A 16,797-nucleotide genomic window follows, 5' to 3' on the forward strand; every position below is an offset into this window, starting at 1 on the left:
GAGAAATGGTCGAGTTCTGTTCGAGCACACACCTACTTGTAATTCAGTCCACCTGCTTACGGGCCGATCGGCTGAGAAAGAAAGTTCACACCGGCACTCAGATCTGCACTGAGCGAACGATCTTCGGTCCTCGCATCCAGCACCAATCGCGCACGCGCAAGGTATGCGCCGAGCTCGGTCGCCGGATCCAACTCACGCTGCTGTTGCGAAAGTGCGCGAACAGCGGAGATCAGTTCGCACGCCAGCACCAATCGAGATTGGCCGAGGATGTCCGCCAATTGAGTTGCAGCTTGGGATGCGAAACTTGCATGGTCCTCGGTACCGCGCGAAATTACCGTGTGGCCCAAAGACCCCGGGGCTGCCGACGAGCGGATCTCGGCGATAGCAGCAGAAGTCGTGTATTCGAGAAGCATGGTTCCACTGCTGCCTTCGGGACCGTCGGCAAGGAACGCGCGCAGGCCGGTGACTGCAGGATCGGAGAGGTTGGCGAGCCTACATTGCGAGAGCAGGGCTGCACTGGCGACCGCCAACTTCGCCTCGTCTACTGCGAGGGCGATCGGCATCGCGTGGAAATTCCCGTTGTGGAACACCATGTCGTCTTCGACCGACACCAGCGGATTCTCCGAAGACGAATTCATCTCGATGGTCAGCGTGTTCTGCAGTCGATGCACCGCTTGCCAGGTGGCACCCAAGATTTGCGGTAGGGCGCGAAACCCGAACGAGTCCTGAACCCTCACAGGTGTGATGTCGTGTGGTGCCAGCAGATCGCGAACCCGCTCTGCGACTTCCGCTTGACCGAAGTGCATTCTTGCCGACTGCACCTGTGCAGCAAACGGTTCGACAGAACTCCGAGACGCGAGCACGGAAAGGACGCTGACAATCAAGCAGTGCTGAAGCCACCCCGCAACTTCGATACTGGTGTCGCCGGCGATCGCCACCGTCATCGCGTTGGTGGAGATGAACGGAAGTGCATCACCGTGGTGCGGAGTCCAACTGACTCCGCTGCGTCCGTCGCGAAGCGGGCTCTCACCGATCAGCCCCATTGCGATTTCGGAGAAGGCACTCAGGTCACCCGTTCCGATCGCGCCGCGTGCGTGCACTGTCGGCAGGTTCTGCGAAGCAACAGCAGCAACCAAACCGCCGATGATGTCGGGATGCATACCTGAGCCGCCGTTGAGGATCTGATTGGTGCGGATGACGATCGCGGCGCGCACCACCCGGTCGGGGAGCCTGGGGCCCGATCCCGTCGCGTGACTTCTCAGAAGCCTCAGATCCTGCTGCACACCGTCGGAGACGGATGTTTCGCGATTCCCGCCTACCCCGGTGGTACGCCCGTACACCGCCTGACGAGAGGAAACCCGAACCGCGGTCTCCCATGACCGCTGAGTGAGCTCGAGTGCGGCGTCGGCAGGTCTGATAAAGGCCGGCTCTCGAGCAATTTCATTCACCCGATGAACCGAGAGCCCCCTCCCGTCGAGCAGGACACTGTTGTCTCCCGTCTGGTCTTCCGCAGGAAGACGTTCAGTCATCAGAACTCCATCGATCGAAGGACTCGGCCACCGCGGGCGTGCATCACATCATCTACGCAATGTGCCTTGGGTCACTTTTAATGAATGTATAGTCCTGTATATACAGCCACCTGTCAATAGGGACACTGCAGCTCATCCGCGTGCACACACCGTGCGTCACCTCAGTAGGAGTGAGCAACTGGACACGAATCGTCGCTATTCGAGGACCGGTGTCGCCGATCCTCGACGCGCCTCCAGCGCATCGAGGATGAGATCGAGGCCGTAGGCGAACTCACTCGTGTGGTCGTAAGCCGGACTCAGACCGTGATCGACGATCATCTCGTGAAGGAAGGGCAACTCGTCAGCCGGAAGGCGCTCGAGGATGTCACTCGCAACTTCTTCGACGCCGCCGGGCCCGCCGATCGGTAGATTCGCCTCCTGGAGAACATATCCGCCGATGTAGCTGTCGATCAGCGAGACTCCGTGAGCGGCCATCGGCACCGTGAACCCGGCCTTCCGGAGAACTCCGAGCACAGCGTCGAGGTGACGCAGCGTCGCCGGGCCAGGGTTGCGCCGCGAATCCAGCAGACCGAGAGCCCAACGGTGCTGCGACAGGACTCGGCGAGCGGAAGACGCGCGTCCACGAATTGCATCTCGCCAATCCGCACACTCGCTGTCGGGTAGGTCGATCGCCTCGAACACCGCGTCGACGACGCCGTCCAGAATCGCGTCCTTGTTCGGCACGTGGTGATAGAGCGACATCGCCTCGATGCCCAGTTCCTGGGCCACCCGTCGCATCGTGATGGCCTCGACGCCACCCGCGTCGGCAACGCGGATCGCACCCTCGAGCACGCGAGCTCTGTTCAGCGGCTGCCGCTGTTCTCGTGACACACAGACCCCCTCCGAGGAACGAATACGTTGACAACCTTACAGGCGTAAGTCATCCTTACAACTGTAAGCCTGCCTTACGCCCGTAAGGCTCTCGCGAAGGGAGATCACAATGCCGATGCCGAAATGGTGGGGACACGTCAACAAGCGAGTGTTCAATCCTCGTGCAATCTCGAGCGGGAAGTGGCCGGTGCTGACGCACGTCGGGCGCACGTCCGGCGCAACGTATCGCACGCCTCTCGACGCCTATCCGGTCGACGGTGGCTACGTCTTCATTCTGGTGTACGGATCGGACTCGGACTGGGTACAGAATGTCCTGAAAGCGGGAAGCGCGCGACTGTCGGTCGACGAGACGGAGGTGAACCTAAGCGCCCCGCGTCTCGTCGCGAAAGACGAAGCATTTCAAGCACTTTCCTCAGACGTATCCCAACCCCCGAGACTGCTCCGCATCACCGAGTACCTCCGCATGGATGTCACAGAAACTCGAGCCTGACGATAAGGAAACTCACCAGAGTCGACTCACACGACCCCTACGGGCTTGTCGCCGACTATCGAGATTCGGTCCATCACGCGTCTCGCGGGGAAGTAGTCGCTGGCAGCATAGTGCTGGCACGTCCGATTATCCCAGAAGGCAACGGTATTCGGCTCCCACTTGAGACGGACTTGAAACTCCGGACGGTTGACGTGGCGGTACAACATCGTGAGGAGTTCGTTCGACTCCTCTTCTGACACACCGAGGATCCGTTGAGTGAATGTCATGTTGACGAACAACACCCGCCTGCCGCTTTCGGAAATGACCCGAACCACCGGATGTTGCACAGCGGGGAACTTCGGACGCAACATCTCGACCGCATCCGCCGGCATCGACCTACCGAACGAATTGATCCAATCATGTTCTGCAACAAGTGGGTCGATACGCTTCTTGATGCCTTCCGGGAGTAGGTCGTAGGCGGCTGCAGTATCCGCCCACAACGTGTCACCACCTACCTCGGGCACCTCGACTGCACGAAGCACTGCTGCGAACGACGGAAACTCGTGCCACGTGACGTCGTTGTGCCAGTTGTTCTCGACTCCGCCGACCATCGCATCCTTGGCCAGTGTCGTGACATCGACGTCCGTCTGCCCGGGTTGCGTGTACTTGAAGAACGGATGCTGCTCGAGATCGCCCCAACGCTCGGCAAAAGCTCGATGATCCGCTCGGTCGAGGTCCTGATCTCGGAAGAAGAGGACTTTCCATTCGAGGAGGGCCCGGCGAAGTTCCGCAATCACGGAATCGGACAGGTCCTCACTGAGTCGAATACCGGAGATTTCCGCTCCGATCGTCGGAGTGACCGCCTTGACCACAAAGTGTTCGTACGGCGCCGGGGTAACCGACTCGGGATTCCGGCGAGCAACGAGAGGACCGTAGGCCGCAAGCGGATCGGTGGGAATCGGAAAGATAGTTGCCGCAGGAAAAAGGGTAGCCATCAGGGCACTTCCTCGAAATCGACGATGTCGTAACGGACAGAATCCAGGTTAAGGTTATGTCCTTAACGTGTCAACGATCACGTTCTTCATTCGAACCTTGACCCTGACGCCGCGTCAGGGTTGGAGAATGGTTTCCACAGACGGAAACCGCTTCGATCACGGGAGGGCAGAACGATGATGACCATCGGCGAGCTGGCCAATTTGGCCGGCACGACAGTCAGATCCGTGCGCTACTACCACTCGAACGGGCTTCTCGAGGAACCACAACGCCAACCCAACGGCTACCGCATGTACCGGGCGGTGGACCTGGCACGACTGAGCCGGATCCGTCGTCTGCGCGATCTGGGGATCCCCGTCGCCAAGATCGCCGAACTCCTGGACGGCGATGCTCACGACACTCGGTCCGCGCTCGACGCCCTCGACAAGGAATTGGCAACCAAAGCCGAACAGATCGCTGTTCAACGTGCCCACATCGAGTCACTACGACGCAACGCCGATCCCGAACTACCCGATGCATTTTCCGAAGTGCTCGCACAGTACGTCGTGGCCGGTGCGCCGACAGCATGGATCGACAACGAGCGCGAACTTCTGATCCTCGCGCTCACGGTCTCCGGGGGCGATCCCGAGGTCTGCGATTCACTCCTGAGCGCACATCACCGAGCGTTGGCCGAGCCGAACCGCGAGCAGGCAATCGAATTGATCACTCGCATGGACGCCCTCGCCGACGCCCCGGCGGACGCGGACACGATTGCGGCCCTTGCCATTCAGTTCTGCGACTTCACCGAGAGCGTGCTACCTGAACAGGCTGCACCGGAGAGTGCTTCACCCACTCGTCTGGTAGCGGTACTGCGCGAACACCAAGCGGATCGACGAACCGCCACCCAGGAAAGATTCGCGAAGGCAGTGGCGGCCGAGTTCGCCGCCCGCCAATCTCGACCCTGAAACCCCTCATAAACCCCCACATTCGAAGTGGGGTGATCAACGCTGCCCGAATCGGGCTCGACACAAGGACACGACAATGACTGGATCCATCATGCCCAGAACACGCATGCCTCGACCGCGAAAATGGCTGGCTTTCACAGTCGCCGCTGCCGCACTCGCCGTACCCGCCTTGGCTGCATGTTCGGAACCTACTGCCCCGCAAACAGATCCACAACCAAATCTCAGCGCGTTCTACGACCAGGATGTCGAATGGGGACCATGCGCCACAGACACCGGAACGTCAACGGCAAGTGACTGCGCCATGGTCACAGTGCCTTTGGACTATTCTGCCCCTCACGGGAAGACAATCGAAGTGGCGATCTCTCGGGTCGCGTCAACCGACCCAGCGCAGCGACGCGGGATCCTGCTCACCAACCCTGGCGGCCCGGGTGGCCGCGGTCTGGGCTTGCCCGAGATTCTGAATGCGGGCATGACACCGGAGGTCGCGGCGGCGTACGACGTCATCGGCATGGACACCCGGGGACTCGGCAAGAGCACGCCGATCGACTGCGGCGTCGAGCAGATGTCATGGATGCGTTCACCGGGTACCACGGACGAAGGGTGGAACGAGAGTGTCGCGCTCGCACGTGAGGCCGCTGACAAATGCTGGGACAAGTACCCGGACTATCTGCCGCACATCAATACTCAGAATATCGCCCGCGATCTCGACGTGATTCGCGGCGCCCTCGACCAGGAGAAGGCGTCGTACTTCGGGTGGTCGTACGGCACCTATCTTGGTGCGACCTACGCTCAAATGTTCCCCGACAGGATCGATCGTGTGGTTCTCGACAGTGCACCGGACCCGAAGAAGTACGGATACGAGATGTTCCAGGACATGGGCCCGGCCAACGAGAAGGCGATCGACGGATTCTCGCAGTGGGCAGCGGAACGCAACTCCACCTATGCGCTCGGATCGACGCCCGCCGAAGTTCGCGCCCTCATCGAGAAGCTGATCTCGGACGCAGCCACCACTCCGATTCGGATCGGTGACTACGCCGTCGACGATCACGTCCTTCCATTCCTGTTGTACGTCAACGGAACCGGGGACACCGAGAAGGAAAGTGAGGCATTCGCACAGGTATTGGTTCAGTTGCGTGATCTCGCGTCCGGCAAGACCGTCGAGAGCATCCATCCCCAGCTGACAGGTCTGATGCAGGCGTGGTTCCAGACCGAACTGGGCACCGGCCCCGACTATGCCGGAACAATCGCCATCGTCTGCGGCGACGTGTCGATGCCGAGCGATCCCCAGTGGTATCGCAACCAGTTGGAGGAGCACCGGGATGATCAGCCGATCTTTGCCGGCACCCACAACACGATCATGCCCTGCGCGTTCTGGCGCAGTGAGCCCCCGAAGCGGATCGACATCGACAGCAATGTTCCGGCATTGCAGATCCAGGCAACCGGAGACACCCGCACGACGTACGAGGAAGGACTTGGTATGCATGAAGCCATGAAAGGCTCACGGCTGGTGACAGTTCCGGGTCGTACTCATGCGGTGTTCCCCAGCTATGCGAACACTTGCGCTAACGCCGCAGTCAACTCGTATCTGCTCGACGGCTCACTGCCGGCAGAAGACGTGTTGTGCGAGTCGTGATCTCAGCCCGTCAGTTCGCTCTTGATCTCGTTCTTGAGAACTTTGCCGACCTTGGAGCGAGGTAGATCGTCCCAGACGATGACTTGCTTCGGAGTCTTCACACTCCCGATGCGAGCCTTCACGAAAGCCATTACCTCGGCGCCGTCGATTTCGGCGCCGAGGTGTGGCTGCACCACTGCCACAACACGTTCTCCCCACTTGTCATCCGGCAACCCGATCACTCCGCAGTCCTGAATCCCCGGGTACGCCATGAGCGCCTGCTCGACCTCGACCGAGTAGACGTTGAAACCGCCCGTGATGATCATGTCCTTGGCGCGATCGACGATGAACAGGAAATTGTCCTCGTCCAGGTACCCGATGTCGCCGGTGTGATGCCAGCCGTGGGCTGACGCTTCCGCGGTTGCGTCGGGGTTCTTGTAATAGCCCGCCATCACCAACGAACTGCGAATCACCACCTCACCACGCTCGCCACGTCCGAGCAGTGTGCCTTTGTCGTCCATGATCCCCACGGTGACCAGAGGTGACGGTCGACCCGCCGAGGAAAGTCGTGACGTTGCGACAGTGCCGTCGGAGCCGAAGTGCTCCTTCGGTGACATCGTCGAGATCATCATGGGGGCTTCGCTTTGCCCGAACAGCTGAGCCATGACCGGGCCGATCTTGTCGATCGCCTCCTCGAGCCTGGTCGGGGAGATCGGTGCCGCGCCGTACCAGAAACACTGCAGCGGGCTAAGATCCGTTGCCGCGAGGTCCTCGTGCTCGAGCAGCATGTAGATGAGCGTCGGCGGCAGGAAGGTGTGAGTCACCCTGTGCTTCTGAACATTCGCGAGGAAGTACCCGAGGTCGGGCTTCGGCATGATCACCACTTCGCCGCCGAGGGCCATGATCGGGAAGCACAGTACGCCGGCGGCATGAGTCAGCGGCGCCAGCGCCAGATACACCGGTCGTCCTTCGAACGGATAGCTCATCAAGGTGATGGCCGTCATCGTCTCGATGTTGTGCCCGGTCAGCATCACACCCTTGGGCCGACCCGTCGTACCACCGGTGCCGACCAGCATGGTGACGTCGTCGGGCGCAACGACGTCGAGTTCTTCTTCCCCGAGCCAGCTTTCGAGAGACTGAGCCGAATCCCATTCGCCGTCGATGCAGACGAGCGTCACCAACTGGGGAAGCGCATCCTTGATCTGGTCGACCAGCGGGGCGTACGACTTCTGGAAGAAGAGAGCGCGACAATCGAACAGATCCAACAGATCTCGGTTTTCCGCAGCTTCATTGCGAGGATTGATCGGACACCAGACGCCGCCGGCCCGGCTTATTCCGAATACGCACGAGAACGAGATCGGATCATTGCCGGACAGAATCGCGACCTTCTCGCCCGGCGCGATGCCCGATGCCGCTAGCGAAGCTGCGAAGCGACGGCTGAACTGTTGCACCTCGCCGTAGGAGAGCGTGCGCTCCCCCATCGTCAAACACGGTGCGGTGGAACCAAGAGAGGCTCCCTTGTCGAGATAGTCGGTCAAACGCATGGGGAGCCTCCAGGGCGGGGCTCCCGGCGCGATGTACGCCGGGAGCCGTGAACGTGATGACGAGGGCGTGGACTAGGTGTTGATGGTTACTTCCGGTTCCAGTGCCAGCCCGAAACTGCGGAGCGCGCCGAGCAGTTCGCGATGCCCGAATGCCTGGCAGGCCGAGGCGAGTCCGGTGCGCTTGGGCGCCTGCTGAAGCAACGAGTGCGCTGCGTATGCGTGCAGGAGTCCGGTCTGCTTGTAGTTGCAGTTGCCGTGGATCACGACGTGTGAGCGACCGAGCGGGCCGGACGCGTAGACGGAGTCCATCGAGGTGTTGATGCGTGGGTTCTCACGCGGTGGCATGCCGGCCTGCACCGAACCTGCGATCTCGGCCAAGGCGGCTTCCTGCTCGTCGGCGGGCAGGGTCTTGATCTGCTCTTCCACGATCTTCTGAGTCGCGACAACGCCTTCCATCACGGTGCGGTCGAACACACCGCCGGCAGCCTTGACGTTGGAAACCCGAGGATCGTTCTTGAACCACACCGGGTGACACGTTCCGCCCCACGGCAATGCCAGCGCGGTTTCGTGCTGGCCGGGAACGACGACGTCGAAAGTTTGGCCGGGCGCCCACTGCACGTACTTGTTCTGCTCGAGGTAGTACCAGTTCGCCTTGAGGATGGTGAAGATCGTCTGAGTGGACGCGTAGGTGGGAAATCCCTTCCACAGCACCAGAATGTCGAGTGTGTCGAGGCCCGGCGTTTCCAATGCGATGTTGGCCGCGATCTCACCGGTCGTGTACATCTGAGCGATGCCGGGCGAGAGGAGCAGGCCCTTCTCCTGGTACTTGTCGCTGAACTTCTCCTGGACATCGAGTACCCAGTCCTGCTCACCGGTGGTGTCCATGTAGTGGCAACCGGCATTCAAGGCGGCCTCGACGACGGTGCCGCCGAGCTTGATGAACGGGCCGACCATGTTGCTGACAACCTGTGCACCGGTGAACAGTTCGGTGAGCGCCTCGACCGTGTGCTCGACCTCGACGACCTCGTGATCGACGGTGTCCAAACCGGGGATCTTGTCGAGAACCTCTTGAATGCGAGCGGCGTCGCGGCCGGCCGCGATGAACGGGATGTTGAACTCGCGCAGGTATTCACACACCAGACGGCCGGTGTACCCGGAGACGCCATAGACGATGACTGGCTTCTTTTCGGACATGTTCGTGGAACCTTTCGGAGACGTGAGAAGGGGACGAGAGGAGGGTGTACGTACGAATTGGGGGGCGCGTTACATGCCCATGCCGCCGTCGACGGGGAGGCCGATACCGGTGATGAATCGTGCGGCGTCGGAGGACAAGAACACCACGGCGTCTGCCATGTCGTTCACTTCGCCGAGACGGCCGAGCGGGGTGAGGCCGATGACGTCGCCGACGGCTGCTTCGGCACTGGGCCAGAGGCCGAGCTTCTCCATGTCCGCTGCAAGCCCGAGACCCATCTCCGTGGCAACAAGACCCGGGTAGATGCAGTTGACGCGGACTCCGTAGCCGAGCTTTCCCGACTCGGCCGCTGCAACCCTGGTGAAGCGGTCGACCGCGGACTTGGTCGCGGAGTAACCACTGATGCCGGGAAATGGAATGGTTGCTGCCACCGACGAAATGTTGATGATGGATCCGCCGGTTCCGGCGACGCCACCCGGACGCATGCTGCGCAGCCCGTGTTTGGTTCCGAGCGCCGTTCCGAGGATGTTGACCTCACACATGCGGCGGATGTCGCCCGGATCGAGGTCCACCACCAGCGAGGAAATCTCGATGCCGGCGTTGTTGACGAGGATGTCGAAGCCGCCCAAAGTCTCCGCGGTTGCAGCAACTGCTTCTTCCCAGTTGGCGTCGTCGGTGACGTCCAGCTTCACGAAGCCGGTCTTGACTCCGCCCGAACCGACGGCTTCCGCGGTGGCGCGACCCTCGTCTTCGAGAACGTCGCCGATCATCACCGACGCTCCCGCCTTCGCCAACGCCTCAGCCATTCCGGCTCCGAGCCCCTTGGCACCACCTGTGACCAGTGCTTTTCGTCCCTCGAGATCAAACACGCTCATTTTCGACTGCCTCCATGACTGAAACGACTCTCGCGATGCCACCGTTCACAGCGACGCTGCCAAGTGGTGTGAGTCACAGAGTATTCAACTTTGGACGAGTGTCAAGAGAAATCTTGACGACTGTCAAGATTTTGTTACACGCTCGTCAAAGACCAGGGGTTACACTGATTCGGACGCGGCGATCGTGCCGCTGTGGAAATCGCAGGGAACAGGACGTGCCATCGTGACCACGACAGTCGAGAAGCCTAGTGAGGCAGGGAAAAAGGCTGCACCTATCGCTTCGGATAAGCGGTCGAACACAGATAAGCGGTCCAACGCCGACAAGGTGTCACGTCGTCAGGTCGACAAATTCTCCGAGCGGCGCGATCAATTGGCCGAGGCCGCACTGCAAACGCTGGCCGAACTGGGCTACGCGCGCACCAGTCTGCGCGAAATCGCCCAGAATTCGGAGTTCTCACACGGAGTCCTGCACTACTACTTCAGCGACAAGGTCGACCTGATCACCCACTGCGTCCGCCACTACAAGGCGCGCTGCGTCACCCGCTACGACGGCATCGTCGCCACCGCCCGGACGCCGGAGGAACTGAAAGCCGGTTTCGGGGCACTACTCGCCGAGACCATGATCGACGAACCGACGATGCACCGCCTCTGGTACGACCTGCGCGCGCAGTCGATGTTCGAGGAGTCCTTCCGAGCCGACGTCGCCGCGATCGACGAGAGTCTCGAAAACATGATCTGGCGCATCGTTTCTCGTTATGCCGAGCTTCTCGACGTGGAGCCCTCGGTCACCTCGCCGGCGATGTACGCGATTTTCGACGGCCTGTTCCAGCAGAGTCTGCTGCGTCATCTGTCCGGCGATCAGACTGCTGCGAACTATCTTTCGGAGAGCGTCCAGCAGATGCTGCCCCTGGTAGTGCCCACTCCCTGAATCAGCGAGCAGCGATGCCTTCCGCGACGTACCTGGCTCCGCGATCGAATTCGCCGACCACGTCGTAGTCGGCGTCTTGCCGCCAGAAGCGAACCAACGCGCCGTACGTACCGCCGATCATCTGCGCGAGAAACAGCGGCGGGTAGTCCGATCGCACTTCGCCGGCTTCGATCCCGGCAGTGACGATCCGCAGAAGTTCCACGTGGAACCGATGATCGTGGGCCGCCCCCGCTCCGGAGGAGGCGAAGTCGCGCTCGAGTTCCGCAGTCACCATGCGCAGATAGCGCGGATGCATGATCGCCTGTTGCGCAAAGTCCTGAAAGATCCTGGAGATCCGATCAGCGGTCGGCATCGGCGAATCCATGAGCTGATCCACCAGTGCCGCAAGCTGATCGAGATGATCACTGTGCAGCGCTTCGAGAACCGAGTCCTTGCCCTGGAAGTAATTGAAGAAGGTGGCTCGCGACACCTCGGCGCGCTCGGCGATGTCGTCGACAGTCGTGCTGGCGAAACCCTGTGCCGAGAACAGAATTCGAGCAGCCGAGAGCAACCTGTCGTTGGTATCGCGCTTGTTCTGTTCTCGTTTGGAAATCACGTCGACCTGCCTTTCTCCGCCTCAGCACACAGTCTTCGCCACAGTCCGGAATGTGTCCAATGTCCGCACCGTCAGGTAACGCACCACCCCTTCGATAAATGGACTACAGTCCAATTATGTCGACTGTTTCCACCGAACGCCACGACCGCGTCCTCATCGTCAGGATCGAACGCGAAGAACGTCGTAACGCGATCAATCGCGAAACTGCCGAGGGAATCGAAGACGCACTGAACCTCCTCGACGACGACCCGTCCCTGTGGGTCGGCATCATCACCGGAACCCCCAACATCTTTTGCGCCGGAACCGATATCCGCGAACGAGCCGACCTTCGCATGCCCCGCGGCGGTGAGTACGGCGTGATCCGGCGTCAGCGGAACAAGCCTCTGATTGCTGCCGTCGAGGGATACGCACTGGGTGGAGGTTTCGAAATCGCTTTGGCCTGCGATCTCATCGTCGCCTCCGCCACAGCACAATTCGGCCTTCCCGAAACCAAGCGTGGTTTGGTTGCAACGTCCGGTGCACTCTTTCGGGCACCTCGGGCACTTCCGATCAACATCGCCCGCGAACTCCTGATCACCGGCCGCACACTCGATCCCGAACGGGCCAGGGACCTCGGCGTCGTCAACGTGGTCACTGCGCCAGGCAAGGCACTCGACGAGGCGTTGGTGATGGCGGCCGAGATCTGCGAGTCCTCCCCCACCTCGGTGAGCTTGACCCTGAAGGCGATCGACGCTCTCTACGCCGAAGCCGATGCCGTCGGATGGAACGTCACCGACGATGCCAAGGAAGCAGTGTTGCGTTCACCGGACATCGCCGAAGGACTCGACGCTTTTGCGGGTCGTCGGACACCCCGGTGGAGCGGACTCTCGCCTACATGACGGACCACGATCCGAGACAGATTTCCTATACATCTGGTCGGAAAGGGTGTGAACCGGTTACAGTCTCTCCTGTGACGGGAACTGGCGCATACGAGACAGGCACGCTGCTGACGCGGCGACGCCACGTCGACTTTGCGCATGTCTGTACCTCCGGGTGTCCGATCTTCTGATCGGACCTACGACGTGAGCGCCGCTCGCGTCGATACTCGTATGTACGCCCAGATCAGGGGACATTTCTGTCATGACCACCGCTTCCATCTCCCACCTTAGTTCCGTCGTAGCAGCCAACGCCGACGCCATCGACAAGGACGCGAGCAAAGCGCACGTCGTCTTCAAGGCTTCCGCCCAGGCGCACGACGCCGTTGCCAGCACCATTTCTCTCGGTAAGTACAGCGTCGAGGTCGACGAGCCACCGGCCCTCGGCGGCGAGAACACCGCAGCCAATCCAGTCGAGTACTACCTCGCTTCTCTTCTGTCCTGCCAGGTGGTCACCTACCGCGTCTGGGCCGACAAACTCGGTATCGCGCTCGACGACATCTCGGCCAGAGCCGAAGGCGATCTCGACGTTCGTGGATTCTTCGGCTTCGACGACGCGGTCCGTCCGGGATTCTCCGAGGTCCGCGTGGTCGTCACCCTGACCGGTCCGGAAACTCGCGAGCGCTACCTGGAGCTGCAGGAGACGGTCGACGCCCACTGCCCCGTACTCGATCTCACCCGCAATCCCGTCCCAGTGCATACAGTCGTCGAAACCGCCTGACCCGCATCAACCCACCCTTCACCACGGAGTATGAATTCATGAGCGAGAACACCCCCGTCGACACCGATCCGACCGCCGATTGGTCGTTCGAAACCAAGCAGGTCCACGCCGGACAGGGCCCGGACAGCGCCACCAACGCTCGGGCACTGCCGATCTACCAGACCACCAGCTACGTCTTCGACAACACCGACCACGCGGCAGCGCTCTTCGGCCTCGCCGAGCCGGGCAACATCTACACCCGCATCATGAACCCGACGCAGGATGCCGTCGAGCAGCGCATCGCCGCCCTCGAAGGTGGAGTCGCAGCTCTACTGGTTGCGTCCGGTCAGGCCGCCGAGACCTTCGCGATCCTCAACATTGCCGAGGCCGGCGACCACATCGTCTCCAGCCCTCGTCTGTACGGCGGCACGTACAACCTCTTCCACTACACGCTGCCCAAGCTGGGTATCACCGTCGACTTCGTCGAAGACCCAGACAATCTCGAGCACTGGCGTGCGGCCATCCGTCCGAACACCAAGGCGTTCTACGGCGAAACCATCTCCAACCCCAAGAACGACGTGTTCGACATTCCCGGTATCAGTGCGGTCGCCCACGAGAACGGCATCCCGCTGATCGTGGACAACACCGTCGCAACGCCCTACCTCATTCAGCCGCTGAAGCACGGCGCTGACATCGTCGTTCACTCCGCCACCAAATACCTTGGCGGACACGGCACCGCGATCGCCGGCGTCATCGTCGACGGTGGCACCTTCGACTGGACCCAGGGACGCCACACCAACTTCACCACCCCGGATCCCAGCTACCACGGCGTCACCTTCGCCGACCTGGGTGCGCCCGCCTACGCGCTCAAGGCACGCGTCCAACTTCTCCGTGACCTCGGTTCGGCGATCGCGCCGTTCAATGCCTTCCTCATCTCGCAGGGCATCGAGACCTTGAGCCTGCGCATCGAGCGCCACGTGTCCAACGCACAGAAGGTTGCCGAGTTCCTCGACGGCCGCGCCGAGGTCACCTCGGTCGCCTACGCCGGATTGCCCTCCTCGCCGTGGCACGAGCGCGGAAAGCAGCTGGCGCCCAAGGGCACCGGCGCAATCGTCGCATTCGAGCTTGCCGGTGGTGTCGATGCGGGCAAGAAGTTCGTCAATGCTCTGACACTGCACAGCCACGTCGCCAACATCGGTGACGTTCGCTCACTCGTCATCCACCCCGCGTCGACGACGCACTCGCAGCTCACCCCCGAAGAGCAGCTCGCTTCGGGCGTCACCCCGGGGCTCGTCCGCCTCGCGGTTGGCATCGAAGGGATCGACGACATTCTCGCCGACCTCGAAATCGGTTTGGCAGCAGCAGCTTCCTGATCGAACACACGAAAAAGCTCGGCCCCGTTATGCATTGGGGCCGAGCTTTTTCGTTGCGTAAGAGCTAGCTCTTGGGAGTGAACGCAGCCAGCGGTTCACTGTCGGACCAGTCGTGGCCCCAGTAGCTGTCCGCTGTGATTTCCTCAGCGGTGTAGAAGGCTTCGTCGACGAGCATGCCCTCGCACCCGAACTCCAGATCCCAGCCACCCGGTGCACGCACGTAGAACGACACCATCTTGTCGTTCGTATGGCGACCCAACGTCGAGGAGATCGAGAAGCCCAGCTTGGCAACACGATCGAGAGCCTGACCCACAGCGTCGAGAGTCTCGGCTTCCATCATCAAGTGCACGAGACCGGGCTCGTCCACGGGCGGCGCCGGGCACAGCGCAAGGCTGTGGTGACGCTGATTGACACCCATGAAACGGACTCGACGGGCCGGCGGCGGCGCGTCGATTCCACCGAGACGGATGGAACCGCGCGGGAGGAATCCGAGCACCTCGGTGTAGAAGGTGTATGCCTCGTCGAAACGCGTAACCGGAAGCACCACATGGCCGAGGCCCTGATCGCCGGTGACAAAACGGCCGCCGTGCGGGGTCACCAACGGGCTGTGGTCGAGCACCGGTCCGAAGAACACCTCGACGCGGTTGCCGTTGGGATCGTCGAATGCGATGACCTGCTCGGCATCGCGGTAGCTGGCGTCGACCTCGGAGAGAACTTCGACCTCGACTCCGGCCTTCTCGACCGCTTCACGAACACGCTGGAGCGCGAACTGATCTCGCACTTCCCAGCCCACTGCGAGAGCCTTGTCCGTCTCGCCGGGCAGGACGATCAGTCGCGCACGACGCTCGTCCAGGCGCAAGTAGAGGCCGTCGGCTTCCGGGCCACTACCGACCGCGAGGCCGAGTCCGTCGACCACGAGCTCGCGCCAGCGAGCCACGTCCTGCGTTTGGATCCTGAGATATCCCAAGCCCCGAATTTCAGTCATGCCTAACCGTCCTTGCTTCGAGAATGTGTGTGGGACTAGATCATCGAGCGGTGGATGCCCTGCGGCTCGCCACCGAGCTGCGAGAGCGTCGACGAATGGAAAATGGAACCGGGCACGTGAATCGCATGCGCCAGACCGGCATGAGCATCACGCCAGAACCGCTGCATCGGAGTGTTCAACTGCAAAGCGCCACCACCGGAACGAGCAAATATCTCGTCCACCGCCCGCACCGCACGCCACGCCGCAGCAGTCTGCGTACGCCGACCGATCGCACGAAGCTCGAACGAAACTTCCTGCCCCTTCTCGGTCATGTCCCAGAAACGATCCACCGTCTCCAAGATCGCAGCCCGAGAAGCAGCGATCTCGGCAGCCGCCTCACCGATCGCGAAGAGCACATACGGATCTTCCTTGATCGGAACACCACTGACCGTCACCCGCTCACGCTGCGCCGCCATGTTGCACGCCAACGCACCTTCGGCGATACCGATCAACGACGAGGTGATACCGAGCGGGAAGATGCACGAGAACGGGAACTTGTACAACGTCTCCGTACGACCCGCTTCCTTCCACGCCGTTCCGTCGTACACCTTTCCGGCGTCGATCGTGCGGTAGGTGGGCAGGAACGCGTCCTTGACGATCAGATCCTTCGAACCGGTTCCGCGCAGGCCCACGACGTTCCAGCTGTCCTGGTCGATGTCGTAATCGGAGCGCGGCAACAGCACGTGCAGGTGCTTCGGCGGCATCAGCGGCTTGCCGGATTCGTCACCGACCATCGCACCGATCATGATCCAGTCACAGTGATCGGTTCCCGAGGAGAACGACCAGCGGCCGTTGAGGATGTACCCGCCCTCGACCGGCCGCGCGACACCCATCGGCGCGTACGGCGACGCCATCCACGTATCGGGATCGGTTCCCCAGACCTCTTCCTGAGCCTTGCGGTCGAAGAACGCAAGCTCCCACGGATGAACACCGACGATGCCGCTGACCCAGCCGGTGGCACCGTCCATCGCGCCGATAGCCATTGCCGTCTCGGCGAATTCACGCGGATGCGCCTCGAGGCCGCCGAACTCCTTCGGCTGGAACATCCGGATGACGCCGGAGTCGCGCAGTCGCTTCGCGCTGCCGTCCGTCAAGCGCATCAGCTTGTCGCCCTCGACTCCGTCGGCGCGGATCTCGTCGGCGAACTGTGAAATGTTGTCTAGAACCTGACCCATGATCTTCCGGCTTTCTGGTTTCGGTACCCGGCGAGCGCCTAGGCAGAATGAAAATCTGTT

Annotated in this window: 16 protein-coding genes; 7 read left to right on the plus strand and 9 right to left on the minus strand. The window is 61.5% G+C overall.

The annotated features are described in order from the left end of the window. Positions 1–56: 56 nt before the first annotated feature. Together ACWF6P_RS08050 and ACWF6P_RS08055 are read right to left on the minus strand one after the other, a co-directional pair. The gene (locus ACWF6P_RS08050; protein ID WP_452620668.1) at positions 57–1,529 is read right to left on the minus strand and encodes an aromatic amino acid ammonia-lyase; all 1,473 of its coding nucleotides are present in this window, start codon (positions 1,527–1,529) and stop codon (positions 57–59) included. 195 nt (positions 1,530–1,724) lie between these two features. Further along, the gene (locus tag ACWF6P_RS08055) at positions 1,725–2,399 is read right to left on the minus strand and encodes a TetR/AcrR family transcriptional regulator (RefSeq protein ID WP_452620669.1); all 675 of its coding nucleotides are present in this window, start codon (positions 2,397–2,399) and stop codon (positions 1,725–1,727) included. A gap of 109 nt (positions 2,400–2,508) precedes the next feature. Between ACWF6P_RS08055 and ACWF6P_RS08060 the strand changes: the two genes are divergently transcribed. After that, the gene (locus ACWF6P_RS08060; RefSeq protein WP_452620670.1) at positions 2,509–2,889 is read left to right on the plus strand and encodes a nitroreductase family deazaflavin-dependent oxidoreductase; all 381 of its coding nucleotides are present in this window, start codon (positions 2,509–2,511) and stop codon (positions 2,887–2,889) included. A 26-nt stretch (positions 2,890–2,915) separates the two neighbouring features. Here ACWF6P_RS08060 and ACWF6P_RS08065 read toward each other — a convergent pair whose 3' ends face one another. Continuing rightward, positions 2,916–3,863, minus strand: a complete 948-nt coding sequence (locus tag ACWF6P_RS08065; protein WP_452620671.1) for a TauD/TfdA dioxygenase family protein — start codon at positions 3,861–3,863, stop codon at positions 2,916–2,918. A 174-nt stretch (positions 3,864–4,037) separates the two neighbouring features. Here ACWF6P_RS08065 and ACWF6P_RS08070 point away from each other — a divergent pair, with 174 nt between their 5' ends. Next, the gene (locus ACWF6P_RS08070; protein WP_378446830.1) at positions 4,038–4,805 is read left to right on the plus strand and encodes a MerR family transcriptional regulator; all 768 of its coding nucleotides are present in this window, start codon (positions 4,038–4,040) and stop codon (positions 4,803–4,805) included. A gap of 352 nt (positions 4,806–5,157) precedes the next feature. Then, the gene (locus tag ACWF6P_RS08075) at positions 5,158–6,438 is read left to right on the plus strand and encodes an alpha/beta hydrolase (RefSeq protein ID WP_452620672.1); all 1,281 of its coding nucleotides are present in this window, start codon (positions 5,158–5,160) and stop codon (positions 6,436–6,438) included. Positions 6,439–6,440: 2 nt separating this feature from the next. Here the strand turns inward: ACWF6P_RS08075 and ACWF6P_RS08080 are convergent, their stop codons facing one another. From ACWF6P_RS08080 to ACWF6P_RS08090, 3 genes are all read right to left on the minus strand, one after another. Then, a complete protein-coding gene (locus ACWF6P_RS08080) occupies positions 6,441–7,961 on the minus strand; it encodes an AMP-binding protein (protein ID WP_378446844.1) in 1,521 nt (506 codons plus the stop codon). A 72-nt stretch (positions 7,962–8,033) separates the two neighbouring features. Beyond that, positions 8,034–9,155, minus strand: a complete 1,122-nt coding sequence (locus tag ACWF6P_RS08085) for a DUF5938 domain-containing protein (protein ID WP_378446845.1) — start codon at positions 9,153–9,155, stop codon at positions 8,034–8,036. Between the two features lie 69 nt (positions 9,156–9,224). After that, positions 9,225–10,028: an SDR family NAD(P)-dependent oxidoreductase gene (locus ACWF6P_RS08090; protein ID WP_019745372.1), complete on the minus strand. Its 804-nt coding sequence runs from the start codon at positions 10,026–10,028 to the stop codon at positions 9,225–9,227. A 274-nt stretch (positions 10,029–10,302) separates the two neighbouring features. Between ACWF6P_RS08090 and ACWF6P_RS08095 the strand changes: the two genes are divergently transcribed. After that, on the plus strand, positions 10,303–10,956 hold the full coding sequence (locus ACWF6P_RS08095; protein ID WP_452620786.1) for a TetR/AcrR family transcriptional regulator: 654 nt from the start codon (positions 10,303–10,305) through the stop codon (positions 10,954–10,956). 1 nt (position 10,957) lies between these two features. Here ACWF6P_RS08095 and ACWF6P_RS08100 read toward each other — a convergent pair whose 3' ends face one another. Continuing rightward, a complete protein-coding gene (locus ACWF6P_RS08100) occupies positions 10,958–11,551 on the minus strand; it encodes a TetR/AcrR family transcriptional regulator (RefSeq protein ID WP_452620673.1) in 594 nt (197 codons plus the stop codon). A gap of 116 nt (positions 11,552–11,667) precedes the next feature. Between ACWF6P_RS08100 and ACWF6P_RS08105 the strand changes: the two genes are divergently transcribed. From ACWF6P_RS08105 to ACWF6P_RS08115, 3 genes are all read left to right on the plus strand, one after another. Then, the gene (locus ACWF6P_RS08105; RefSeq protein ID WP_378446847.1) at positions 11,668–12,429 is read left to right on the plus strand and encodes an enoyl-CoA hydratase-related protein; all 762 of its coding nucleotides are present in this window, start codon (positions 11,668–11,670) and stop codon (positions 12,427–12,429) included. A gap of 241 nt (positions 12,430–12,670) precedes the next feature. Beyond that, on the plus strand, positions 12,671–13,186 hold the full coding sequence (locus tag ACWF6P_RS08110; RefSeq protein ID WP_007732784.1) for an OsmC family protein: 516 nt from the start codon (positions 12,671–12,673) through the stop codon (positions 13,184–13,186). A gap of 38 nt (positions 13,187–13,224) precedes the next feature. After that, positions 13,225–14,538 carry a bifunctional o-acetylhomoserine/o-acetylserine sulfhydrylase gene (locus ACWF6P_RS08115; RefSeq protein ID WP_452620674.1) on the plus strand — a complete coding sequence of 438 codons (1,314 nt, stop codon included), beginning with the start codon at positions 13,225–13,227 and terminating at the stop codon, positions 14,536–14,538. Positions 14,539–14,602: 64 nt separating this feature from the next. Here the strand turns inward: ACWF6P_RS08115 and bphC are convergent, their stop codons facing one another. Beyond that, complete coding sequence (bphC, locus tag ACWF6P_RS08120; protein ID WP_007732786.1) at positions 14,603–15,523, minus strand: biphenyl-2,3-diol 1,2-dioxygenase; 921 nt, start codon at positions 15,521–15,523, stop codon at positions 14,603–14,605. Between the two features lie 35 nt (positions 15,524–15,558). Beyond that, positions 15,559–16,737, minus strand: coding sequence for an acyl-CoA dehydrogenase family protein (locus ACWF6P_RS08125; RefSeq protein ID WP_211917771.1), 1,179 nt, complete (start codon positions 16,735–16,737; stop codon positions 15,559–15,561). Positions 16,738–16,797 lie beyond the last annotated feature (60 nt).

It is taken from the genome of Rhodococcus sp. NPDC055024 (genome assembly GCF_053608585.1).

Excerpts from the sequence above, each read along its gene's own strand:
- ACWF6P_RS08050 (WP_452620668.1), bottom strand. The coding sequence starts at position 1,529 with ATGACTGAACGTCTTCCTGCGGAAGACCAGACGGGAGACAACAGTGTC.
- ACWF6P_RS08060 (WP_452620670.1), top strand. The coding sequence starts at position 2,509 with ATGCCGATGCCGAAATGGTGGGGACACGTCAACAAGCGAGTGTTCAAT.
- ACWF6P_RS08065 (WP_452620671.1), bottom strand. The coding sequence starts at position 3,863 with ATGGCTACCCTTTTTCCTGCGGCAACTATCTTTCCGATTCCCACCGAT.
- ACWF6P_RS08070 (WP_378446830.1), top strand. The coding sequence starts at position 4,038 with ATGATGACCATCGGCGAGCTGGCCAATTTGGCCGGCACGACAGTCAGA.
- ACWF6P_RS08080 (WP_378446844.1), bottom strand. The coding sequence starts at position 7,961 with ATGCGTTTGACCGACTATCTCGACAAGGGAGCCTCTCTTGGTTCCACC.
- ACWF6P_RS08085 (WP_378446845.1), bottom strand. The coding sequence starts at position 9,155 with ATGTCCGAAAAGAAGCCAGTCATCGTCTATGGCGTCTCCGGGTACACC.
- ACWF6P_RS08090 (WP_019745372.1), bottom strand. The coding sequence starts at position 10,028 with ATGAGCGTGTTTGATCTCGAGGGACGAAAAGCACTGGTCACAGGTGGT.
- ACWF6P_RS08105 (WP_378446847.1), top strand. The coding sequence starts at position 11,668 with ATGTCGACTGTTTCCACCGAACGCCACGACCGCGTCCTCATCGTCAGG.
- ACWF6P_RS08110 (WP_007732784.1), top strand. The coding sequence starts at position 12,671 with ATGACCACCGCTTCCATCTCCCACCTTAGTTCCGTCGTAGCAGCCAAC.
- ACWF6P_RS08115 (WP_452620674.1), top strand. The coding sequence starts at position 13,225 with ATGAGCGAGAACACCCCCGTCGACACCGATCCGACCGCCGATTGGTCG.
- bphC (WP_007732786.1), bottom strand. The coding sequence starts at position 15,523 with ATGACTGAAATTCGGGGCTTGGGATATCTCAGGATCCAAACGCAGGAC.
- ACWF6P_RS08125 (WP_211917771.1), bottom strand. The coding sequence starts at position 16,737 with ATGGGTCAGGTTCTAGACAACATTTCACAGTTCGCCGACGAGATCCGC.